Genomic DNA, 23,774 nt, shown 5'->3' on the forward strand with positions numbered 1-23,774 from the left:
ATCATCTCTCTTATTTATTGCTTTCATTTGGTTTAACCAATCCCATCGAAGCATCAAGTTCATGTTTCGGGATAGGCCATATAAAGGCCGGATTGTCTTTTCCTATTTTCAATGAATTATTTAAAGCTCCATCTATCGTTCCGGTTTGGGGCATACGTTCAAAACCCAAATTCCAACGCTTCAAATCAGACAAACGGAAACCTTCCATAAATAATTCTTTTGCACGTTCATCCTGAATTGCTTTCATCAGTTTATCCTGAGTATAGGATGCACTGCCATAATCTGCAATACGCGCTCTTCTCAACTTAGTCAAATCATTATTGGCCTCTTTCGTTTTTCCCAATTGTGCATAAGCCTCAGCACGGTTCAAAAAGACTTCAGCATAACGCAATACTTTAGGCATATTTGTATAATACTTACCAACACCGGCATCAATATCCGCATTACCCAAATATTTGATAACAATAGGCCAGGTTAATCCATGAGAATATCCGGTCTTAATGGAATAAAAGAAAGCAGAATAGCGCATATCATTTGCACTATATGAATCGAGTAACCATTTTGCCGGTACATAATCGGGCAGATAAGCCACATTATTATAATTCAGGAAAATTGTTCCCAAAGCTCCGCCTCTATCCGTCGTACTCATTTGTACACGCCAGATCACTTCATCACCTTCATCATATTTCCACATCCGTTGATAGTCGGTCATCGTATTACCAGTTTCTTCATCTACCCATTTTGCTTTCATTGCATCGGCCAAGGTATATACTTTAGAGTCAACTACCTTTGTAGCATACTCTATCACCTTTTCCCAATTCTTCATATGAAGAAAAACTCTTGTTTTCAAAGTCTGCACGGCTCCTATTGTAATCCACTGCGTATCTGCTCCCTTACGGGTTGCATATTTCTCCGCTTGTTCCAGATCGCTTAATACTTGCTTATAAGAATCGGCTAATGAAGAACGAGGTTCAATAGAACTGTCTTCACCCTCTTTGCGATAGCGCAAATACAAAGAAACTCCCAGCTGGTTTTCCGCATTATCCGGATCATAAGCCTCACAATACATACGTATCAAATCAGAATAAGCTAACGCACGGAAAAAATAAACATCCCCTTCATATTTCTTGAAAGTAGTTTTATCAGCCTCTGTTGTTAGTTTACTATATACTTCATCTTTATGATCCATAAAGAAATTACAACGGGCTATCACTTGATACAAACCCGAATACACCGACTCAATGCTGGTATCACTATCCCGGAAATCCCAACGATACATCGGGCCATATACATTTGTATACCCTTTAACAGCATATACCAGATCAGTCTGTACATCGGGGGCCAAGGTTAAAGTTCCGCTATACAGAGCCGAGTTCTTAAAACTACTGTAAATACCGATTACAATTTGTTCACTGGACACCAGATCGGTCATCGATTCTTCTTCGGGCACAGCTGTATCCGGGTATCTGTCCAGAAAATCACTACAGGAGGACATTCCACACAATAGTGCCACTAATAAATATATTCTTATCTTTTTCATACTTTTTCTTCTACTTATTAGAATGTAACTTCAATGCCGAATGAGAACTGACGGGACAACGGATACGACGCCCGGTACATATTCAAATTAGATTCCGGATCCAGACCTGTGAACTTAGTGAAAGTCAATAAATTCTGTGCTTGCCCAAATACTTTAGCACGTTCTATCACTTTTGTCTTTTTCAATAACGATTGCGGGAAAGTATAACTAAGCGCCAAATTTTTCAAACGCATGAACGAAGCATCTTCTACCAAATGGCTATCAAGCTGCGTCTGGGCTCCATCACGGGGAATTTCTGTTATATCACCAGGTTTCTGCCAGCGATTTAATAATTTAGCAGATTGGTTATAAACAGCATATGTACCATTACTTTCATCAAAGAAGCGATCATTATTCATCATCCAACGGTCTGCTACCCAACTAAACAGGGCAGATAGCTGAATACCTTTATAAGAAAAGGTTGTACCAAAACCACCTTGCCAAGGAGCTACATAAGATTTACCCAATAGCACACGGTCTTCATTGCTAAAACGATTTGTCAGTTCTCCCTCTTTAGTGTACCATAAAGCATCGCCATTGGCTGGATTAACTCCGGCATAACGTACTGCATGAAATTCACCATAAGAATGTCCTACTTTCAAAAGTAACCCAGTCGTACTTATTTCATATTCATCCAAACCGTTATACAATTCTGTTATTTCATTATGATTATAAGAAGCATTTGCTGAGATATTCCATGTAAAGTCTTTCGTACGAATAATATCTGCATCCACATCAAACTCCACTCCTCTGTTAATCATTGCTCCGATATTATCCCATTTAGTACTGAAACCATTACCAAAAGTTATGGGAACTTCCATCAACATGTCGGTTGTCTTTTTATTATAGAACTCAACGTTCAGGTTCAAACGGTCAAAAATCCCGATCTTCACACCAACATTGGTAGTCATTAACTTTTCCCAGGTTAAGTCCTCATTTCCACGTGAATAAGGTGCAATACCTGTTTTACCGGAATACTGCGGCCCAGCCGCAAACAAGGCTGTATGATCATAATTAGGAATGGAAGAGTTCCCCGATGTTCCGATACTTGCAATCAATTGAAGATTGGTCAGCCAATCTATATCCTTTAAAAAGTCTTCTGATTTCAGATTCCACATTGCACCTACCGACCAGAAGTTGGCCCAACGTGCATCCTTACCGAACTTGGAAGAACCGTCTCTACGAACTGAAAAATCAGCATAATACTTATTACTATAGTTATATTCCGCACGCCCGAAGAAGGACAAATAAGTAGCTTCTGATACAATGTCGTCCCATGAAGTGGCAGAGGTGGCAGTAGCCATGGTCAACAGTTTGTCATTGGATTGTCCTCTTGTGGTTACATTGAATCCTTCAGACTGGTTAATAACCGCCTCTTGTCCAAGCAGCAGGCTAATATTGTGATCGTCCTTTATCGTAAATGTATAATTGGCAGTATTTGTCCATGTCAGGTTACTATAACGCTCAAATGATTTGGCTACCGTACCGGAACCATAATTAGGGACGTACGAAGGATTAGAGGTAGCAGTCAGACGATTGTCCGATGCATCGAGACCTCCGACAGTACGTAGTACCAATCCTTCAATGGGTCTCAACTCAGCAAACAGACTGGTCAATACCTTCATACGATTCCGTTTTACCGGATTATTATCCAGCCACTCCAAAGGATTCTGATTCGTACCATTCCAGGAACCGTCTCCTATAGATGTATAAGAGCCGTCTTCCTTATAAGGATTCCAATAAGGTAACATAAACTTAGAAGCCGAAACCGGAGTTACTACATTATAATCACCTTCATCTGCTTCCTTTATTTTTTCATATGACAAAGAAGTATTCGTGCCGATTTTCAACCATTCCACCGGGCGGACTTCCAAATTGGCACGAACCGAATAGCGTTCAAAATCAGATCCTACCGCAATACCTTCCTGACCGAAATAAGCTGCTGAAACAAAATAGTTGAACTTGTTACTTCCACCCGATGTACTCAATTCATAAGAATACATGGGGGCATTATTATTGTATATTACATCGCGCCAGTTTATATCAATGCGCTCTAATGCTTCACGGTCATACGTACCCGGCACGCGTAACCCAATCTGTTCCTCATAGTTAAGGCGTTCCGTTGTATTCATCTGGTCCCACTTGCCATAGGCCAGATCAGAAAAACCATATTGAGCACGAAGAATGATTTTTCCTTTTTCAGCCGTACGCCCCCTCTTTGTTGTAATTACAATCACACCATTGGCAGCACGAGCTCCGTAAATTGAAGTAGACGATGCATCCTTCAGTACTGTAAAACTTTCTATATCATTGGGATTGATAGACGAAAAATCATCAGCAGAGATAGCAACTCCATCCATTATAAAAAGAGGTGCAGTACCTGCATTAATTGAATTCGTTCCGCGAATCTGAAAACTGGCAGCAGCACTCGGTTCTCCTGTATTCTGTAAAACGGTTAATCCGGCAGACTTACCTTGTAGTGCCTGATCGAAGCTGGCTGTGGGTGTATTTTCGATCTTATCCCCTTTAACTACGGAAACCGAACCGGCTATTGTCCCTTTTTTCTTTACCCCGTAAGCTACTACTACAACTTCGTCCACCATTTGAGTGGCATTTTCCATTGTAACATTAATTGTTGAAGTACCTGTCACCTGCTTTTCTACCATTGTCATTCCTATATAAGAGAATTGCAAGGTTGCCGGAGACTTTGTTACATTCAGTCTGTAATTACCATCTATATCGGTAATTACACCATTCGTTGTACCTTTTTCCAGGACAGAAACACCTATCAAAGGCTGATTATCTTCAACCGAAATGATATGTCCGCTCACAACATACCCCTGTGCATAGAGCATTGAGATATGCAAAACTGAAAAAAGTACAAACAAAAGGATACTTTTTCTCATCTTCTGCGTTCTTTTTAATTAAACTTTATTCTATATACTATTTAGACTATTCATATGCGTACAAAGGCAGGGGATGCAATCAGATATGATAAAACAAATCCAGCCCTCTTTAAAAGAGGGTAACTATTTTCGCATAAACTTTAATACGATTAAAAGAGAGTATTCAAACAGGCCACTTTTTTATCTTGACCCAAATATTTTTTAAAGCATGTACAGGAAAAACAGCAATTAAGTAATCTTCATCCATGATAAACTTGTTTTGTCAGGTGTGATAACATTGATTATAATAAAAAAAATCTTTTCGTTAGGATATTTATAGTATGAGCAATTTCAATGTATACAGAAAAGAGCAAAAGTGAGAAAATCACTTTTGAATACATTATTATAACAGCTCAAGAGAAGATATTCAGACAGGGCACTTTTTTATCTTGACCCAAATATTCAGAGCGTGTGCAGTTAATACATTTATTAAATAGTCTCCATTCATGATAAACTTGTTTTGTCAGGTGTGAAACTTATACTTGTATTTTTTTATTTTATGCTACAAAGTTAAATATAATTCCGTAAAAACTCCTACTTTATTGTTAAAATTTCCCATTTCCATCCAAATGAAAGGGAAAAGTCGTGTTTTTATAACAATTCAGTATTACAACATTGCAAAAAGAAACCTTCATTTTCCTTCATAAAAAAAGTCCGGCTACCTCAACAGGTAACCGGACTTTTACTATTCTCCGCAAAAAATATTTTGCTGTTTTTTAATTAGCCATTTCCGAGATAAACTTGATACGCACCAGACGCACTTCCTCTTCGGTAAACTCATCTCCCAATTCATCCAGGGCATCATCTATTTTGTCTGTTGTTGATTCTTTGAAATAATCATAAATATCAAGCATGTGATCTTCATCCATTATCTCATCAAGAAAATAATCAATATTCAGTTTTGTGCCCGAATAAACAATTGCCTCTACTTCATCCAATAGTTCACCGAATTCAATTCCTTTAGACAAAGCAATATCATCCAATGCAACTTTACGGTCAATAGCCTGAATGATAGCAACCTTTAACTTAGATTTATTGGCAACAGTACGCACCCGTAAGTCCTCAGGACGTTCTATCTCATTCTCTTCACAATGACGCTTAATCAGTTTGCAGAACTCCTCACCATAACGTTTTGCTTTTCCAGCACCAACTCCCGGAATATTCTGAAGTTCATCAAGCGTTACCGGATAGATCGTTGCCATTGCTTCCAAAGAAGGATCCTGGAAAATAACATAAGGGGGAACTTCCAGTTTCTTAGAAAGTTTTTTCCGTAAGTCTTTAAGCATAGAGTAAAGTGCCGGATCTACAGCACAAGATCCACCACCTCTGGCCGGAGTTTCTTCTTCTACCTCTTCAAAATCATTATCTTCTGTAATTTTAAACGATTTAGGTTTCTTCAGAAACTTATGTCCTTCCTCTGTCACTTTCAACAGACCATAATTCTCAACGTCTTTACTTAGGTAACCGGCAATTAATGCCTGACGAATAACAGCGTTCCAGGTTTTATCTTCTTCGCCCATACCCGATCCGAATACTTCCAGATCTTCATGTAAATGTGCTTGTATTTCAGAAGTTTCTCTTCCTTGTAAAATATCTATTATATAGTCTGCCTTAAAGTTTTCTTTTACCGCTATGACCGCTTCAATCACAGCACACAATAATTCTTGAGCCTCCACTTGTTTTTTAGGGTTTAAACAGTTGTCACAATTTCCACAATTATCTTCCGTATACTCTTCGCCGAAGTAATGTAGTAAGGTCTTACGGCGACAAACGGAAGATTCGGCATATGCAGCAGTTTCCAGCAGAAGCTGCTTGCCTATTTCCTGTTCTGCCACAGGTTTGCCTTGCATAAACTTCTCCAGTTTCTGCAAGTCTTTATTGGTATAAAAGGTAATACACTTACCCTCACAGCCATCTCTACCGGCACGTCCTGTCTCCTGATAGTATCCCTCCAAACTCTTTGGTATATCATAATGCATTACATACCTGACATCCGGTTTATCGATGCCCATACCAAAAGCAATGGTTGCCACAATCACATCAATTTTTTCCATCAGGAAGTCATCCTGGTTTTGAGTTCTTGTAGCCGAATCCATACCTGCATGATAAGCTCGCGCATTAATACCATTCGCCTGAAGAATTTCAGCAAGTTCCTCCACTTTTTTCCGGCTCAGACAGTAAATAATACCTGACTTTTCCGGATTATTTCGGATAAACTTAATGATATCTCTATCTATATTTGTAGTCTTCGGACGTACTTCATAATATAAGTTCGGCCGATTAAACGACGATTTAAAGACTTGTGCGTCTACCATTCCCAGATTCTTCTGGATGTCGTGTTGCACTTTGGGTGTTGCAGTTGCTGTAAGCGCAATAAGTGGCGCTTTGCCTATCTCATTAATAATAGGACGTATTCTTCGATATTCCGGACGGAAATCATGTCCCCATTCCGAAATACAGTGAGCCTCATCTACTGCGTAAAACGAGATTTTTACTGACCGCAAAAATTCCACATTCTCTTCCTTTGTCAATGACTCAGGAGCCACATACAGCAACTTTGTCTTTCCGGCAAGAATATCAGACTTCACCTGATCTATCGCACCTTTATTTAATGAAGAATTAATAAAATGGGCTATACCATCCTCCTCACTGAAGTTACGCATTGCATCCACTTGATTCTTCATCAATGCAATCAATGGAGAAATAACAATTCCCGTACCCTCCATCAAAAGAGAAGGCAACTGATAGCATAAAGATTTGCCGCCACCGGTAGGCATCAACACAAAAGTATCGCCACCATTAAGCAAGTTCTGAATGATCGCTTCCTGATTTCCTTTGAATTTATCAAATCCGAAATACTGTTTCAGTTGGTCTGTCAAATTAATCTTCCCTGCCATCTTAAATAGGTTGTTTTATTCAGTTCATGGTTTAACTTTAAAAACTCTTTCTGTAAAAGAGCTCTAACAAAGTTATAAACAACTTCTTAAATATCAAGCATAATTCGACTAATATTTTTCAATAAAAAACAGAAACGAACCATCCGATACTTCTTACCTTTTGATTTTAAGCAGTTTGCAATCTTGCTATATTTGCTTTTTCCAGCTGCTGTTTCGCATAGTCCAATGTTACTTCGTACTCTTTTTCATTTTCCGAAGGGATTTCAAACATGACATCCATCATGATTGTCTCTACAATGGAACGCAATCCGCGTGCTCCGAGCTTATATTCAACTGCTTTATCTACGATGTACTCAAACACCTCATCCTGAAACGTCAGTTTGACTCCATCCATCTCAAATAACTTCACATATTGACGGATAATAGAGTTTTTCGGTTCGGTCAGTATCGCACGAAGTGCATCACGATCCAACGGATTCAGATAAGTAAGCACCGGCAAACGACCAATAATTTCGGGTATCAACCCGAATGATTTCAGGTCTTGCGGTGCAATATACTGCATCATATTGCTTTTATCAATCGTAGCTGTCTTACGTGAAGCGCTATAGCCTACTACATGCGTATTCAAGCGTTGTGCTATCTTCTTTTCAATACCATCGAAAGCGCCACCACAAATAAACAGAATATTTTTGGTGTTCACAGGAATCATTTTCTGATCCGGATGTTTACGGCCACCCTGAGGCGGTACATTCACAACAGACCCTTCCAATAGTTTGAGTAGCCCTTGTTGTACGCCTTCACCACTAACATCACGGGTAATAGAAGGATTATCACCTTTACGGGCAATCTTATCTATTTCATCTATAAATACAATTCCCTGTTCTGCCTCGGGTACATTATAATCGGCTACCTGGAGCAGACGAGTGAGAATACTCTCGATGTCTTCTCCTACATAACCAGCCTCAGTAAGCACTGTAGCATCTACAATAGTAAACGGCACATGTAACAGCTTCGCAATTGTACGTGCCAATAAAGTTTTTCCGGTTCCGGTACTTCCCACCATAATAATGTTCGACTTTTCAATCTCCACATCATCTCCTGTATCTTTCTGCAAAAGACGTTTATAGTGGTTATACACTGACACAGACAGGAATCGTTTCGCATCATCCTGTCCGATAATATACTGATCCAGAAACTTTTTAATTTCTACCGGTTTAGGCAGTTCTTTCAGATTCAGTGTTGTAGTTCCTACGCCCTTTTTGTCAGCCCCCAACGCTTCCTGAGTTATCTCATAAGCCTGGGTAGCACAACTATCGCAAATATAGCCGTTCATTCCTGTTATCAGGAAGCCGACTTCATTCTCCGTACGGCCGCAAAAACTACATCTCTTTTTATTATTTTTTGATTCAGCCATTTTTATTTTTTAATCAACACTTCGTCTACCATACCATACTCCTTGGCTTCTTCTGCTGTCATCCAGTAATCACGGTCAGAATCCGCCCATACCTTTTCAAAGTCTGTATGAGAATGGTCTGCAATAATAGTATAGAGTTCTTTCTTTAACTTCATTATTTCGCGGGCAGTGATTTCGATGTCCGAAGCCTGTCCTTGTGCCCCCCCCATCGGCTGGTGAATCATTACGCGTGAATGCTTTAAAGCGGAGCGTTTGCCCTCTGTGCCCGCTACCAGCAGAACAGCAGCCATAGAAGCAGCCATACCCGTACAGATAGTAGCCACATCACTGGAAATGAATTGCATTGTATCATAGATGCCCAATCCGGCATACACAGATCCTCCCGGAGAGTTAATATAGATAGAGATGTCTTTACCTGGATCCACTGAATCCAGATATAATAACTGAGCCTGTAAAGTATTGGCTGTATAATCATCTATCTGGGTACCAAGAAAGATAATGCGGTCCATCATCAGACGCGAGAACACATCAAGTTGTGTTACATTGAGTTGTCTTTCTTCAAGAATATAGGGATTCAAATACCCAGCCTGTGATTTAATCACATCATCCAGTGCCAAGCTGTTCATTCCTAAATGCTTGGTTGCGTATTTTCTAAAATCATCCATTTTTATGTTCCTTTCTTATTTTTAATATGTAACTGCAAAGAAACAAAAAAGAACACAGAGACACAAAAAAACACAGAGTTATAATTTTATAAAAACTCTGTGTTTCTGTGACTTTATGTTCTTTCCTGTAAAAGGATATTATTCGAACATCTTGTTAAATTCTTCCATCGGAACAGTCTTGTTGTTCAGTGTCACCTTAGCTTTCAGCGCTGTAGCCAATTTAGCTTCAACCACGCGACCTACAAGGCCATCAACATTTTCTTTTTTCTTAAGCATTTCCTGAGCGTAGTTTTCAAGAATATCCTCGGGCACTGTCATCATACCATACTGAGCAAACTGTCCTTTGGTAGCATCTTTAGCCATCTTGATTACATCTTCCTGCTCAACTTTAATTTCGTTGTCTTTCACCAATTGTTCTTTAATCAGGTGCCAAGTCAGTTCCTCAATGCTCTTGTCATAGTTTTCAGCTACGAATTCTTCGCCTTTCTCTTTGTTGTTCAGCAACATTACACGTTTCAGTAATGCATCCGGGAATTCAAGTTTACCCACCTTTTCCATCAACATCTTACGAGCGTCAATCAGGAATTTATAGTCACTGTCGGCTACAAGCTGCTCAGCAATGCTTTCCTTAATTTTAGCACGGAATTCTTCTTCAGTCTTCACAACACCTTCGCCAAATACCTGGTCAAAGATTTCCTGATTCAATTCACCTGACACAAAACGAGTAATTTCTTCCACTTGGAAACTGAAATCAGATTTCACTTCAGCAGCAGCCTCTTTTTCAATCTTCAGTAACGATGCGATTTCAGCAGCATGTCCGTCATATGCAGTATTCGGATTGAACACCAATACATCATTTACTTTTGCATTGGCAAAGATAGCTTTCTGCTCATCGTTCTTCATATAAGAAGGCATCAATACTGCACCTTCTACCTGGATGCCACCTTCTTTAGTATTACCGTTTTCATCCAGTTCTGCAATCAGACCTTTCAGCATATCGTTATCTTCGTAAGCAGCAACCTGTTCGTATTTACCATTACGCTGTGTATAAGCTTTCACCTGGTTGTCTACCATTGCATCAGTTACTTCGATTGTATAGTAGTCTACCTTATCACTACTACTTACTTCTGCCTTAAATTCAGGTGCCAAAGCAATATCAAATACAAATTCAAAATCTTCCATTGTATCGAAATCAATCACCTGCTGCTTTTCTTCGTTAGGCATTGGTTCGCCCAGCATATTTATATTATTACTCTTAATATAATCATATACTTTTTCTGAAAGAAGTTTATTTACTTCCTCAGCAACCACTGATTTACCATACATTTTCTTCACCAGGCTCATCGGTACCATCCCTTTACGGAATCCCGGAATCTGAGCTTTTTGACGGAATGTCTTCAAAGATTTATCTACTTTTTCCTGATAATCAGCTTTTTCCAGCTTTACTGTAAGCAATGCGCTTACTTTGTCAATGTTTTGAAATGAAACGTTCATTCTGACAATTATTTATTTGATTTATACTTTATTCTATATTCAAATGAGGGTGCAAAATTAGTGCTAATCTTTCAATTATCAAAAAAACGCGGAAGAATTATTTATATAACTAACGTATTGAAGATTTTTTAATATGAATCAATAAATGAGTTAAACTCATCACAGAACCACACAAAGTTCTACTAAGTATTAGTATTCAATAAAACAGAGATTAAAAAACTGTTTTTCTTTATCTTACACATCTTTTTATTTTCGAGAGTCTGAGTTAACATGCATTTCAACCAAGCATCGCTTGCCATACTTCCCATAAATATTTCTACCAAAATTGATAAAAAACCACCGAAAGTATTACCATTCTTAAATATAAAAATAACATTCACCCCTAAACCCGCATCTGTAATTATTTATAAAATAAAAACACAAAGAAAAGAAGAAATAAGCAAGATTGTATTATTAAGAAAATACAAGACATAGACAAGCGCTAACAAAACACTGAATATCAATATATTAAATACACATATTTTTTCTCTACGAGAAACGCGTCGAAACTCTACGAAGATCGAACCGATTCTCTACGACAAACGAGGCGTTTCTCGGTGAGAAACCGACAAGTTATTCATAAAAGATGACAAGGAACATAAATCTCAAAAAATACTTTCATCACGACTTGTAATAAAAAACAACCAATATTGATAATGAAATTATATTCTTATTACTATAGTATAACAAGCTATACCCGTAATTATGTTCCTTTTCAATATTTTCCATGAACTGGAGAATAATTACATGGATATCAACGCATCCGACCTGAAGTACTCATCAACATCGCAGGAACATATTATCACTGACTTTTCCAATTAGGCAATGGCCTACAGGACCATGCCCACTTCCAGCATCAGAGACCAAACCCCTCATTTATACCGTGATCCGGACAATCCACATGCACCGCCTATCAGCATACTCCCGGAAGGTGGTATTTACAAGAGAAACATATCGTGAACTTATTTGGCGGTATGGAATCAAACTATATTGACCGGCAAAGAAAGTGGATACGCGGATGGGGGCTTCAGTACTCAATGGGTGAAGTACCGTTCTATGCTTATCAGGTATTTAAAAAAGGTGCCGAAGAAGGCACTGATTACTATTCAATCGCAAAGGGAAGGGTGCGTAACATTGCCTTCTTCGCCAATGCGACCTATTCTTATAAAGGAATATATACCCTCAATGGTACGATTCGTTACGAAGGTTCCAATACGCTGGGAAAGACACGCTCGTCCCGTTGGTTACCAACATGGAATATATCGGGGGCATGGAATATCCATGAGGAAGAATTTTTCAAAGACTGGGAACCGGCTCTATCTCATTTATCGCTTAAAGCATCTTATAGCTTGACAACAGACCGTGGTCCCGAAAGTGTAACAAACTCCACAGCCATCTTATCCGCTTATAAGCCCTGGAGACCAACAGCCTCTACAGGTGAAATGGGATTGCAGGTAGTGAATCTTGGAAACTCTGATCTGACTTACGAAAAAAAACATGAACTGAACATAGGAGTTGATGTAGGATTGCTGGACAATCGTATCAGTGTTGCAGTAGACTGGTATCAGCGTAACAACTATGACCTCATAGGACCGGTAAGTACTCAGGGAGCCGGAGGCGAGATTTTGAAAATGGGTAATATCGCCGAGCTGAAATCCAATGGTGTAGAGTTCACTCTATCAACAAGAAACATCCAGACTAAAGATTTTAGCTGGACTACCGACTTCATCTATTCTCATACCCATAACGAGATTACCAAACTAAAATCAAACAAGACACTGATGGGGCTGGTATCCGGATATGGTTTACTATCCGGTACGTTCTATCTTCTCTATTCCATTTCAGGGATTAAACAAAGATGGTATACCTACCTTCCTCAATCAGGACGGACAGATTACAACAACAGATATCAACTTTCAGGAAAGTAAAAAACTTGATTTCCTGAAATATTCGGGAGCTGCTGCCCCAACAGATCTGGGTAGTTTCGGGAATACATTCGGCTATAAAGGGTTTAAACTAAACTTATTCATCACCTATTCATTCGGCAACGTGGTGTGTCTGGACAATGTTTTCAGTTCCAGTTATTCCGACCTCACCGCTACTCCAAAAGAATTCAAAAACCGCTGGATGGTGCCGGGAGACGAAAAGTTTACTAATATACCCGTAATAGCCAGTACGCGCCAAAACAGACTGGATCCTTATTTAAGCCGGGCCTACAATGCCTACAACTATTCTGATATGCGCATTGCTGACGGCGGATTTATCCGAATGAAAGAAATAGGCTTGTCTTATGATTTCCCAAAAGCATTGATAGCCAACTGGAAACTGAACAGCCTGTCATTGAAACTACAATGTACGAACCTCTTTTTGATATATGCCGATAAGAAACTGAACGGGCAAGAAGATCCGTATGCCTTGTGGAACCGATCATATAAATCAATCTCCGCAGCCAATCAGGTACTGGAAGCCATAGGAAAGATGGGAACTTCTGCCGGATTATACATTGTAAAAATCACAAAAGACCAGGTATCCTATGCAACAAAAGTTGTAATCGAATGATATTCTCTCTCTCTTTATCTAACAAAAAAGAGAAACCACCTAAAGATATCTGTATAAAAACAGGTCTTTAGGTGGTTTTATAAACTATCCGGAACTAATTTTCAGCAAATCCTTGTTATCGGAAAAAGCCCCTCTAAAATACACCAATTTATACTACAAAACGAACAAAAGCACAGTATATCATCACATTAACAGCAAAAAAACACAAGAAAAATAATTGTATTTTCATTTTTTATGTTTTTCTTTGTTACGGAATGATGATGTATTAGTTTCTCGATTTCTATTACAAGGCTTTACTTCGTTTGAAAAACGCATTTGTAAACTCTCTGTCGTTTTAATCTTTTTATTATCAATCATCTTCCTGAGAGTTTTATTTCATTATTTATTTTTTATCATTTTCACTATGAACATTTATGTTGGAAACCTTAACTACCGCGTTAAGGAAGCAGATTTGCAACAAGTCATGGAAGACTACGGAACAGTATCTTCAGTAAAAGTTATTATGGATCGCGAAACCGGCAGATCAAAAGGTTTTGCTTTTATTGAAATGGAAGACGATGCTGCTGCTTCAAAAGCTATCACCGAATTGAATGGCGCAGAATACCATGGCCGTACAATGGTGGTTAAAGAGGCAAGACCCAAATTCTAACAAAAGAAAAAAAGAAATGGCCTTCCGATATACTTAATTTTGTCGGAAGGTTCTTTTTTGTTATATTTGTCTATATGAAATATCCACAAGACATGGTGATAGAGGAAATCACTGAGAATAAAGAAGCTTTCATCGAATTACTGCTAATAGCAGATCCTTCAGTAGACATGATAAATAAATATCTCAGCAAGGGGCATTTATTTACTATGCAGGTAAAAAAAGAGATTGTATGCGCAGCCGTAGTTGTATCAGATGGCTCCACTGCAGAAATTAAAAATCTGGTTACGCATCCCGATCATTTAAGAAAAGGATATGCCAGCCGTATGATTTCATTTATTTTCAATTATTTCAAAGAAATTCCTGAAATCATTGTTGGTACAGGAAGTACCGGTATCCCTGAACGGGAATTCTACCAATTGGCATTCTACCGGAAATGCGGTTTTGTTGATTCACACATTATCAGAAACTTCTTCGTTGACAACTATCCCGAACCTATATTCGAAGACAACGGCGAACAATGTATAGATATGATTTATTTGAAGTACCTCCCGAATGAGAAAGATTAATCTTTCTCTAACTGGAAGTCTTTACGACGAAGCACGAAACTGTTACTCAGATATTTTTCACGAACAATCTTATTCGCTGCAAGTTCCTCCGGAGTTCCCTGAAAAAGGATCTTTCCTTCAAACAGAAGATAGGCACGATCCGTAATACTTAACGTCTCCTGCACATTATGGTCAGTAATAAGAATACCGATGTTCTTGTCTTTTAGTTTCCAGACAATTTGCTGAATGTCTTCTACTGCAATAGGGTCAACTCCGGCAAAAGGTTCATCAAGCATAATAAATTTGGGGTCAATAGCCAGACAACGAGCTATTTCCGTACGACGGCGCTCTCCTCCCGAAAGTTGGTTACCTTTATTCTTACGCACTTTCTGCAAACGAAACTCAGCAATCAGACTTTCCAGCTTTTCTTTCTGATATTCTTTCGGTTTGTTTGTCATTTCAAGCACAGAAGCAATGTTATCTTCCACACTCATCTGACGAAATACGGAAGCCTCCTGTGCCAAATAACCGATACCAGTTTGCGCACGCTTATACACCGGATATTTTGTTATTTCAAGATCATCGAGGAAGATACGGCCCTCATTAGGAGTAATCAGGCCCACGGTCATATAGAATGAGGTAGTCTTACCAGCACCGTTCGGTCCCAGCAAACCTACGATTTCACCTTGCTTCACATTAATGGAAACATGGCTAACCACAGTTCTCTTACCGTACTTTTTTACCAGGTCCTCCGTACGAAGCACCATCTTGCTTTCTTCCATATCTTTGTTATTTTGCGGCAAATGTAGCAAAAATAAGCCGAAAAAACGTACATTTGCAGACAAATATACGAAGTTATGATCAAAGCATTAAGAACGGTTGGAAGATATATGGTGCTGATGGGGCGCACTTTCTCACGGCCTGAACGTATGAGAATGTTCTTCCGTCAATATCTCAATGAAATAGAACAGCTGGGTGTGAACTCTATCGGAATCGTACTGCTGATTTCATTTTTCATAGGAGCGGTTATCACCATACAAATCAAGCTGAATATCGAAAGCCCCTGGATGCCTCGTTGGACGGTGGGCTACGTAACCCGCGAAATCATGTTACTGGAATTCTCCTCCTCCATCATGTGTTTGATACTGGCAGGTAAAGTGGGCTCTAATATTGCCTCAGAATTGGGAACAATGCGTGTAACACAACAAATAGATGCTCTCGAAATAATGGGAGTTAACTCTGCTAACTACCTGATACTTCCTAAAATAGCCGCAATGGTAACAACCATTCCGATTCTGGTAACGTTTAGTATTTTTGCTGGTATTATCGGTGCCTTTGCCACCTGTTGGTTTGGGGGCATTATGACGGCTACCAATTTAGAGTATGGTCTGCAATATATGTTCGTAGAATGGTTTGTGTGGTGCGGTATCATAAAATCACTATTCTTTGCATTTATCATTGCCAGTGTATCTTCTTTCTTCGGCTATACAGTAGAGGGTGGTTCGATAGCCGTAGGAAAAGCATCTACAGACTCTGTGGTTTCCAGTAGTGTACTAATCTTATTTGCCGACCTGATATTAACTAAACTTTTAATGGGATGATTGAAGTAAAAAAGCTCTATAAGTCATTCGAGGACAAAACGGTACTGAAAGATATCAATGCCACCTTCGAAAATGGAAAGACCAATCTGATTATTGGTCAGAGTGGTTCGGGAAAGACTGTATTGATGAAATGCATCGTTGGTTTGCTTGTCCCGGAAAAAGGAGAGTTACTATACGACCATCGTAACTTTCTAACCATGGGAAAGAAGGAAAAAAAGATGCTCCGACGGGAAATGGGAATGATATTCCAGAGTGCTGCCTTATTTGACTCCATGTCCGTGTTGGACAATGTGATGTTCCCGTTGAATATGTTTAGCAATGATACGGTACGGGACCGTGCCAAGCGTGCAATGTTTTGCCTGGACCGTGTAAATCTGACAGAAGCTAAAGATAAATATCCGGGAGAAATCAGTGGAGGTATGCAAAAACGTGTAGCTATTGCACGGGCTATTGCATTAAATCCCCAGTATCTATTTTGTGATGAACCCAATTCTGGTCTTGACCCCAAAACCTCATTGGTAATTGACGATCTTATACATGACATTACCCGCGAATATAACATGACTACTATTATCAATACACATGATATGAACTCCGTTATGGGTATTGGGGAAAAAATTATTTATATCTATGAAGGTACAAAAGAGTGGGAAGGTACAAAAGATGACATTTTTACATCGACCAATAAACGTTTGAACGACTTTATCTTTGCTTCCGACTTGCTTCGTAAAGTGAAAGATGTAGAAATACAAAACATAGAAGGTTAAATAGCACAATGCATAGTATAGAAAAAGGGCGCACTCACTTCAGAATGCGCCCTTCTTAATTGTAAAAACCAGTTAATAGAATTGACATATATCATCACGACATATTGACTGTCCCTTTTCTTTATAAAACTCTAAAAGAGAGTATTTCAATTACCGCTTCAAAGATAGTCGAAAATTCACACAGAAACATCACCGAAAACCGTGACAAAAGAAAAAATCTGTTTACAAAACATTAATCCATCCTTGTGCCATTGCCTTTACTACCATATCAATAGCATTCTTTGCATTAAACTTCTGAATCAGCCTCCTACGAAATGTTTCAACTGTATTCTCCGTAATCTGCAATCGTCCTGCAATCTCATGTGTACAGAGTCCCTCAGCCACCGCCTGTAATACTTCTATTTCACGTTTAGTAGGCACATCTTTAGGATGTATTTGTGAAGATGTATGTCCCAGTTTCTTACGTATCCCCTCAAACCGTGGACAAGTATAAGCTTCGCCTCGTAGTACACTCTTCACTGCATTTTCTATTTCAATTGAATCTGAAGCCTTTAGAATTACAGAATTTACCCCTTGCCGTACAAGCCTGTTAATATACCATATTTCTTCATGCATCGTATTTACAATAATACGCGCATCCTCATTGAGCTCACGAATCATATCTATCAATTCAAATCCAGATACATCGGGAAGCCCAACATCCAAAATATAAATATCATAATCACGCTCGGCTATTAATCCAACGGCTTCCTCACCAGTTGTTACAGCGTCTGCTACTACAACTTCCGGAAGCCGTTTAAGAATATGACATATCCCTTCCAGGATTAATGCATGATCATCAACCAGCAAAATCTCCGCTTTCTCTACCATACTATTTTATTGTCTGTTGCTATTTTTGACAAATATAAATATTATCATTAGAAAAATGAAGATCTTGCATTATTTATTTCATATTATTTCTGACGAATATAAATATTTACAGGAGTTCCAGTCAGATTCCACTTCTCACGCATTTTGTTCTCAAGGAATCGCTTATATGGTTCTTTAATATATTGCGGCAAATTAGCAAAAAACACAAAAGAGGGTACTTGTGTATTAGGCAATTGAGTAATATACTTAATCTTTATATATTTCCCTTTTATTGCGGGAGGCGGATAAGCTTCTATCAATGGAAGTAATTCTTCATTCAAACGCGCAGTAGGTATCTTTATAGTCCTGTTTTCATAAACAGCGCGTGCTTCTTCAAGTACTTTTAAAATACGCTGTTTGGTCAATGCTGAAGCAAATATAATAGGAAAATCCACAAAAGGTGCAAAACGAGAACGAATCGCTTCTTCAAAAGTTTTCATTACTTTCGCTGTTTTGTCCTCTACCAAATCCCACTTATTCACAACTACTACAAGTCCTTTCTGATTCTTCTGGATTAAAGAAAATATATTCAGATCCTGACTTTCTATACCACGGGTTGCATCAACCATAAGAATACATACATCCGCGTTTTCTATGGAACGGATAGAACGAACAACCGAGTAATATTCCAAATCTTCATTGACCTTATTTTTCTTACGAATACCCGCTGTATCAACAAGATAAAAGTCGAAACCGAACTTATTATAACGGGTATAGATTGAGTCACGAGTCGTACCGGCTATTTCAGTAACAATATTACGCTCTTCACCAATAAAAGCGTTAACAATAGATGACTTTCCTGCATTCGGACGGCCTACTACAGCAAAACGAGGAATATCATCATCCAGAATCTCAGCTGACTCCTTCTTAAATTTACTAACAATAAGATCCATCAGATCCCCTGTACCACTACCGGTCATAGCCGAAATACAGTAAGGATCACCTAGTCCCAGACGATAAAATTCAGGAGCATTATACTGTAAGTCATGATTGTCCGTTTTATTAGCCACCATAATTACCGGACTTTTCGCACGACGCAAAATCGCTGCTACTTGCATATCCAGATCAGTAACACCATTCATCACATCCACCACAAACAGTATTACATCAGCTTCGTCAACTGCCATCAATACCTGTTTACGAATTTCTTCTTCAAATATATCATCCGAGTTGACAACCCAACCGCCGGTATCAACTACTGAGAACTCACGTCCCAGCCATTCCGACTTGCCATATTGTCTGTCACGGGTTGTACCCGCTTCATCATTCACGATTGCCTGACGAGTCTTTGTCAAGCGATTAAATAAAGTTGACTTTCCCACATTGGGACGTCCAACAATTGCAACTAAATTTCCCATAGTTCACGTGTTGTTTTTGCGACTATCACAGTCGTATGAATATTTTCTTAATCCAGCTGATAACCAAAGTTACGCAATTCCTTGTCCGAACTACGCCAATCTTTATCCACCTTTACATACGTCTCCAGGAAGACAGTTTTCCCAAAGAAACGTTCCAGATCCCGTCGAGCTTCAGTAGCCACTTTCTTCAAAGCTTTTCCCTGCTTTCCGATAATAATCCCTTTTTGAGAGTCTCGCTCCACATAGATTATCGCACGGATATGTATCATCTTCGCCTCTTCCTTAAACTCTTCCACGACAACCTCTACTGCATAAGGTATCTCCTTGTCATAATACAGAAGAATCTTCTCACGAATAATCTCGTTTACAAAAAAGCGAGCCGGCTTATCAGTCCATTGATCTTTTTCAAAATAAGGCGGAGAATCCGGCAGCAATTCCTTTATTCGCTTCATCACATAATCCACATTGAATTTTGATGTTGCCGAAATAGGAATAATCTCTGCTTGCGGAAGTAAATTAGTCCAGTCTTCTACAAGTTTAACAAGCTTCTCCTGATCTGTTAAATCTATTTTATTAATAAGTAGCAACACCGGAACTGTCATCTGACGCACCTTCTCAACAAACTCATTATTTTTATCAGGAGTCTCTATCACGTCTGTCACATAAAGCAATATATCTGCATCCGTCAATGCTGAAGTAGAAAAATTCAGCATAGACTCCTGCAATTTATAGTTTGGTTTCAGAACTCCCGGAGTATCGGAAAAAACTATTTGCATATCATCCGTATTATAGATCCCCATAATACGATGACGAGTGGTTTGTGCCTTAAAGGTAGCAATAGAAACACGCTCGCCCACTAACACATTCATCAACGTCGACTTTCCGACATTCGGATTACCTACTATATTTACAAAACCTGCTTTATGCATCGCCTTTCATTTATTGATTTAGACAAAAAAACGCATCGAATCGAAATAAGATGCGTTTTATATGTTATATTTTAGTAACATTTGTTACTATTCCTTCTTTCCATCATAACCCCACTTCACATAAACAGCTCCCCAGGTAAAACCTGCACCGAATGCAGTAAAGATTAAGTTGTCACCTTTCTTCAGTTTATCTTCATAATCCCAGATACAAAGAGGCAAAGTACCAGCACTGGTATTACCATATCTGTCTATATTGATTAAAACCTTTTCAATCGGAAGCTCCAAACGATGAGCCACTGCGTCAATGATACGCATATTAGCCTGATGAGGAATAACCCAATTAATATTGTCTTTGTTCAGACCATTCCGCTCAGCAATAGCAGCACAACTATCAGACATGTTTGAAACAGCATATTTAAATACAGTTCTACCTTCCTGATAGATATAATGCATATGGTTGTCTACAGTAAAATAAGAAGGGGGGCAAACAGAACCACCAGCCTTCATATGGAGAAACGGCAAACCTTTACCATCTGTTCTCAACAGAGAATCCATAACACCAAGCTCTTCAGTAGTTGGTTCCATCATAAAAGCAGCTGCACCGTCTCCAAAGATAGGACATGTAGCACGTTCCGTGTAGTCCACCATCGATGACATTTTATCAGCTCCCACAAGAATCACCTTCTTATATCTTCCCGAACGGATATAATTTGCTGCAGTTTCTATTGCAAACAAAAAACCACTACAAGCAGCTTGTAAATCAAAAGCAAATGCATTTTTTAATCCGAGTTTATCACAAAGAATAGAAGCAGTGGAAGGAAAGTGATAGTCAGCTGTAGTAGTAGCAACAATAACCAAATCAATGTCATCAGGATTAGCACCAGTCTTCTGCATTAACTGTCTGCAGGCTTTACGAGCCATATAAGAGGTACCTAATCCTTCTTCATTCAGGATTCGTCTTTCTCTTACTCCAATACGAGTCATAATCCACTCGTCGTTTGTATCTACCATCTTTGATATCTCGTCATTAGTCAAGACATAATCAGGTACATATCCGCCGACTCCTGTAATTACTGCGTTTATTTTTTCCATCAATTCAAATTTAATTTAGCAATACTTATAATACTTAAAGCAGCCCGAGAGCAAGCTCCCTGGCTGTTTATTTAAGTATAAGTCTATTCAGACTGTACCAGAATTTATACAGCTGCTTCTTTTTCGATAGCGAGTTTACCTCTGTAATAGCCGCAGGCGCCACATACAGTGTGATAAACGTGCCATTCTCCACAATTTGGGCAAATAGCCAATGTAGGAGCTACTGCCTTATCGTGAGTTCTTCTCTTTGCAGTTCTTGTTTTTGATTGTCTTCTCTTAGGATGTGCCATTTTTCTTTAAACTTTAATTATTATCTAATATTTTTTTTAATTCATTCCATCGAGGATCTATTTGCTCCTCTGTCTCTTCTTCCACAACAATATCATTTCCTCCGACAGATTCATATGAATCTTCGTTGTCATCATCAGCATTGGTTCTTAAATGTTTACTTAACTTACTTGTTACCGCTTTATTACATTTTCCGGGAGCATGTACATGCTTCATCGGAATAGATAAAGCTATAAATTCATACATAAACCATGCTACATTGATCTCTCCTTCTTCTTCAGGAATCACAATAAGGTTATCACCTTCTTCTGCATATTCATGACCAAATTTCACCATCAACTTATCAGAAGAACTAACAGGCTGTTCCATTTCATCCAGACAACGGTCACACGGCACCCATACCATACCATCGGTCTGAAAACTCAGTTCAAAAGCACGAGATGTTCTCTTTACAGTTAATTCCACATTAACCTTACCTTTCTGAACCTCAGGGCCATCAATGTGAGTGAAATAAAGATTATCCAGTACAAACTCATACTTAACAGAGTCTGACTGCATTCCTTTCAAATCAATTTTGTATTTATCAAACTTTCCCAAAGCTTTACTTTTTTAATCGTTGCAAAGGTACAAAAAAAGCCTAAATATTCTGTTCTTCACCAGTTATTTTCCGATTTAGGACAATTAGATGGACAGAATTCGGGCGACAAAGATACAAATAATAATCCTCATAACACACAAATCATCAGTAAATATTCACTTTTTAAGTTCTATTCTAAATACTGTACCTTTATTTAATTCCGATTGTTTCACAAAAATACGTCCGGAATGATACTCCTCGACGATTCTGCGAGCCAATGACAAGCCAAGCCCCCATCCTCTTTTTTTAGTTGTATAGCCCGGTGTAAAGACTGTTTGATGCTTACTTTTTATAATTCCTTTTCCCGTATCCTCCACATCAATGTACCAGCGATTTGAAGAGTTCGTGACTGAGATGGTAATTCTTCCTACACCATCCATAGCATCTATCGCATTTTTACACAAATTTTCTATTACCCAGCCAAATAAAGAAGCGTTCAAAGGAAGAGTTACTGAGGTTTCCGGCAAGTGAGTAACAATTTTCACTTTATCTGAGGTACGGCGTGCCATATATTCGGTCACCTCTTTTAATAGTATCCGCAAATCAACTTCCTCCATTTCTGGTGCGGAACCAATTTTAGAGAAGCGATTAGCAATCATCTGTAAACGGGCTACATCTTCGGCCATACAGGGAATAAGACCATCCGAAGGGTATTCACTCTTTAGTAACTCCGTCCAGGCCATAAGAGAAGAAATAGGAGTTCCCAGCTGGTGAGCCGTCTCCTTAGAAAGGCCAACCCAAACTTTATTCTGCTCAGCCTTTTTAGAACTAAGTAAAGCAAAAATAGCTACCAATACGAATATCAGAACAACTCCCAACTGCACATAAGGATAAACAGAAAGGCGAGTCAACATCAGGGAATCTTCATAGTAAACATCTATATAATCACTCCCTGGAGACAAATTAATACGGATCACACTTCCATATTGCTTCAAATGTTCCAACCGTTTATATAAGAAAGAAACAGAGTCATTGGAAGCAACGTCTATATTACGATAGGTTTGGATATCTCCTGCCTCGCCTGCTACAATTACAGGAATTGTATTATTAGCATTTAATACCTTCAACACCAGATTAAGGTCTGTCTTTTCATCAGCTGTATTAAAAGCGCGCATGGCCTCCGCCCAAACCTCCATCCTAAGCCTTTCTTCCATTGAAAGATCTCTAACCAGCTGATGAGAAATGTACAAAGAAGCCACGGCTATAACTACAGCAGAAACAACCAATACAACCTTTATACGTCGAATATCAATAAATTGCATATAAATATAGATTTACTAATATATAACGTCCTATCGCTCTTTATATTGTGCTTCCCGCACGGGTAGTTTTCTCCAGGCGGTGTTTACTTTGGTTCACCACAGAGTGGCACAGAGTTTCACAGGGGACACAGATGACACAAAGCGA

18 protein-coding genes and 1 pseudogene are annotated in these 23,774 nt (G+C 38.9%); 5 read left to right on the plus strand and 14 right to left on the minus strand.

The window, feature by feature from the left end; genetic code table 11:
• Positions 1–10: 10 nt before the first annotated feature.
• From QX565_RS12920 to tig, 6 genes are all read right to left on the minus strand, one after another.
• Entirely contained in the window at positions 11–1,540 is a 1,530-nt protein-coding gene (locus QX565_RS12920) for a RagB/SusD family nutrient uptake outer membrane protein (RefSeq protein ID WP_289292956.1), read from the minus strand.
• A gap of 17 nt (positions 1,541–1,557) precedes the next feature.
• Positions 1,558–4,485, minus strand: a complete 2,928-nt coding sequence (locus QX565_RS12925) for a SusC/RagA family TonB-linked outer membrane protein (protein WP_289292957.1) — start codon at positions 4,483–4,485, stop codon at positions 1,558–1,560.
• Positions 4,486–5,240: 755 nt separating this feature from the next.
• On the minus strand, positions 5,241–7,421 hold the full coding sequence (gene recQ, locus QX565_RS12930) for a DNA helicase RecQ (protein WP_289292958.1): 2,181 nt from the start codon (positions 7,419–7,421) through the stop codon (positions 5,241–5,243).
• A 166-nt stretch (positions 7,422–7,587) separates the two neighbouring features.
• On the minus strand, positions 7,588–8,835 hold the full coding sequence (gene clpX / locus QX565_RS12935) for an ATP-dependent Clp protease ATP-binding subunit ClpX (RefSeq protein WP_289292959.1): 1,248 nt from the start codon (positions 8,833–8,835) through the stop codon (positions 7,588–7,590).
• A gap of 2 nt (positions 8,836–8,837) precedes the next feature.
• Positions 8,838–9,500 (minus strand): ATP-dependent Clp endopeptidase proteolytic subunit ClpP, encoded by a 663-nt coding sequence (clpP, locus tag QX565_RS12940; RefSeq protein WP_002562365.1) that lies wholly within the window; start codon positions 9,498–9,500, stop codon positions 8,838–8,840.
• Between the two features lie 138 nt (positions 9,501–9,638).
• Complete coding sequence (gene tig / locus QX565_RS12945; protein WP_289292960.1) at positions 9,639–10,994, minus strand: trigger factor; 1,356 nt, start codon at positions 10,992–10,994, stop codon at positions 9,639–9,641.
• Between the two features lie 731 nt (positions 10,995–11,725).
• Between tig and QX565_RS12950 the strand changes: the two are divergent.
• From QX565_RS12950 to QX565_RS12960, 3 genes and pseudogenes are all read left to right on the plus strand, one after another.
• Positions 11,726–13,445 (plus strand): annotated as a pseudogene (locus QX565_RS12950) (SusC/RagA family TonB-linked outer membrane protein); the annotation flags it as partial.
• A gap of 550 nt (positions 13,446–13,995) precedes the next feature.
• A complete protein-coding gene (gene rbp / locus QX565_RS12955; RefSeq protein ID WP_221649792.1) occupies positions 13,996–14,241 on the plus strand; it encodes an RNA-binding regulator in 246 nt (81 codons plus the stop codon).
• A 74-nt stretch (positions 14,242–14,315) separates the two neighbouring features.
• Positions 14,316–14,807 carry a GNAT family N-acetyltransferase gene (locus QX565_RS12960; RefSeq protein ID WP_221649793.1) on the plus strand — a complete coding sequence of 164 codons (492 nt, stop codon included), beginning with the start codon at positions 14,316–14,318 and terminating at the stop codon, positions 14,805–14,807.
• Here the strand turns inward: QX565_RS12960 and lptB are convergent.
• A complete protein-coding gene (lptB, locus tag QX565_RS12965; RefSeq protein ID WP_002562379.1) occupies positions 14,804–15,568 on the minus strand; it encodes an LPS export ABC transporter ATP-binding protein in 765 nt (254 codons plus the stop codon). The genes QX565_RS12960 and lptB overlap by 4 nt on opposite strands.
• A 75-nt stretch (positions 15,569–15,643) precedes the next feature.
• Here lptB and QX565_RS12970 point away from each other — a divergent pair, with 75 nt between their 5' ends.
• Entirely contained in the window at positions 15,644–16,387 is a 744-nt protein-coding gene (locus tag QX565_RS12970) for an MlaE family ABC transporter permease (RefSeq protein WP_002562380.1), read from the plus strand.
• Entirely contained in the window at positions 16,384–17,154 is a 771-nt protein-coding gene (locus tag QX565_RS12975) for an ABC transporter ATP-binding protein (protein WP_221649794.1), read from the plus strand. The genes QX565_RS12970 and QX565_RS12975 overlap by 4 nt, the downstream gene beginning before the upstream one ends.
• 222 nt (positions 17,155–17,376) lie before the next feature.
• Here QX565_RS12975 and QX565_RS12980 read toward each other — a convergent pair whose 3' ends face one another.
• The 7 genes from QX565_RS12980 to QX565_RS13010 form a co-directional block, all read right to left on the minus strand.
• Entirely contained in the window at positions 17,377–18,024 is a 648-nt protein-coding gene (locus QX565_RS12980; RefSeq protein ID WP_221649795.1) for a response regulator, read from the minus strand.
• 83 nt (positions 18,025–18,107) lie between these two features.
• Entirely contained in the window at positions 18,108–19,421 is a 1,314-nt protein-coding gene (gene der, locus QX565_RS12985; RefSeq protein ID WP_221649796.1) for a ribosome biogenesis GTPase Der, read from the minus strand.
• Between the two features lie 47 nt (positions 19,422–19,468).
• Complete coding sequence (gene era, locus QX565_RS12990) at positions 19,469–20,350, minus strand: GTPase Era (protein ID WP_221649797.1); 882 nt, start codon at positions 20,348–20,350, stop codon at positions 19,469–19,471.
• A gap of 87 nt (positions 20,351–20,437) precedes the next feature.
• Positions 20,438–21,442 carry a beta-ketoacyl-ACP synthase III gene (locus QX565_RS12995; RefSeq protein ID WP_002562386.1) on the minus strand — a complete coding sequence of 335 codons (1,005 nt, stop codon included), beginning with the start codon at positions 21,440–21,442 and terminating at the stop codon, positions 20,438–20,440.
• A gap of 104 nt (positions 21,443–21,546) precedes the next feature.
• The gene (rpmF, locus tag QX565_RS13000; protein ID WP_002562387.1) at positions 21,547–21,732 is read right to left on the minus strand and encodes a 50S ribosomal protein L32; all 186 of its coding nucleotides are present in this window, start codon (positions 21,730–21,732) and stop codon (positions 21,547–21,549) included.
• A 13-nt stretch (positions 21,733–21,745) separates the two neighbouring features.
• Positions 21,746–22,327, minus strand: a complete 582-nt coding sequence (locus QX565_RS13005) for a YceD family protein (RefSeq protein WP_221649798.1) — start codon at positions 22,325–22,327, stop codon at positions 21,746–21,748.
• 156 nt (positions 22,328–22,483) lie between these two features.
• Positions 22,484–23,629, minus strand: a complete 1,146-nt coding sequence (locus QX565_RS13010) for a sensor histidine kinase (protein ID WP_289292965.1) — start codon at positions 23,627–23,629, stop codon at positions 22,484–22,486.
• Positions 23,630–23,774 lie beyond the last annotated feature (145 nt).

Source organism: Bacteroides sp. 41_26 (genome assembly GCF_949740115.1).
GTDB lineage: Bacteria > Bacteroidota > Bacteroidia > Bacteroidales > Bacteroidaceae > Bacteroides > Bacteroides nordii.

What these genes read in the sequence shown, in the direction of transcription:
- QX565_RS12920 (WP_289292956.1), bottom strand. Translation starts at nt 1,540, where the DNA reads ATGAAAAAGATAAGAATATATTTATTAGTGGCACTATTGTGTGGAATG.
- QX565_RS12925 (WP_289292957.1), bottom strand. Translation starts at nt 4,485, where the DNA reads ATGAGAAAAAGTATCCTTTTGTTTGTACTTTTTTCAGTTTTGCATATC.
- recQ (WP_289292958.1), bottom strand. Translation starts at nt 7,421, where the DNA reads ATGGCAGGGAAGATTAATTTGACAGACCAACTGAAACAGTATTTCGGA.
- clpX (WP_289292959.1), bottom strand. Translation starts at nt 8,835, where the DNA reads ATGGCTGAATCAAAAAATAATAAAAAGAGATGTAGTTTTTGCGGCCGT.
- clpP (WP_002562365.1), bottom strand. Translation starts at nt 9,500, where the DNA reads ATGGATGATTTTAGAAAATACGCAACCAAGCATTTAGGAATGAACAGC.
- tig (WP_289292960.1), bottom strand. Translation starts at nt 10,994, where the DNA reads ATGAACGTTTCATTTCAAAACATTGACAAAGTAAGCGCATTGCTTACA.
- rbp (WP_221649792.1), top strand. Translation starts at nt 13,996, where the DNA reads ATGAACATTTATGTTGGAAACCTTAACTACCGCGTTAAGGAAGCAGAT.
- QX565_RS12960 (WP_221649793.1), top strand. Translation starts at nt 14,316, where the DNA reads ATGAAATATCCACAAGACATGGTGATAGAGGAAATCACTGAGAATAAA.
- lptB (WP_002562379.1), bottom strand. Translation starts at nt 15,568, where the DNA reads ATGGAAGAAAGCAAGATGGTGCTTCGTACGGAGGACCTGGTAAAAAAG.
- QX565_RS12970 (WP_002562380.1), top strand. Translation starts at nt 15,644, where the DNA reads ATGATCAAAGCATTAAGAACGGTTGGAAGATATATGGTGCTGATGGGG.
- QX565_RS12975 (WP_221649794.1), top strand. Translation starts at nt 16,384, where the DNA reads ATGATTGAAGTAAAAAAGCTCTATAAGTCATTCGAGGACAAAACGGTA.
- QX565_RS12980 (WP_221649795.1), bottom strand. Translation starts at nt 18,024, where the DNA reads ATGGTAGAGAAAGCGGAGATTTTGCTGGTTGATGATCATGCATTAATC.
- der (WP_221649796.1), bottom strand. Translation starts at nt 19,421, where the DNA reads ATGGGAAATTTAGTTGCAATTGTTGGACGTCCCAATGTGGGAAAGTCA.
- era (WP_221649797.1), bottom strand. Translation starts at nt 20,350, where the DNA reads ATGCATAAAGCAGGTTTTGTAAATATAGTAGGTAATCCGAATGTCGGA.
- QX565_RS12995 (WP_002562386.1), bottom strand. Translation starts at nt 21,442, where the DNA reads ATGGAAAAAATAAACGCAGTAATTACAGGAGTCGGCGGATATGTACCT.
- rpmF (WP_002562387.1), bottom strand. Translation starts at nt 21,732, where the DNA reads ATGGCACATCCTAAGAGAAGACAATCAAAAACAAGAACTGCAAAGAGA.
- QX565_RS13010 (WP_289292965.1), bottom strand. Translation starts at nt 23,629, where the DNA reads ATGCAATTTATTGATATTCGACGTATAAAGGTTGTATTGGTTGTTTCT.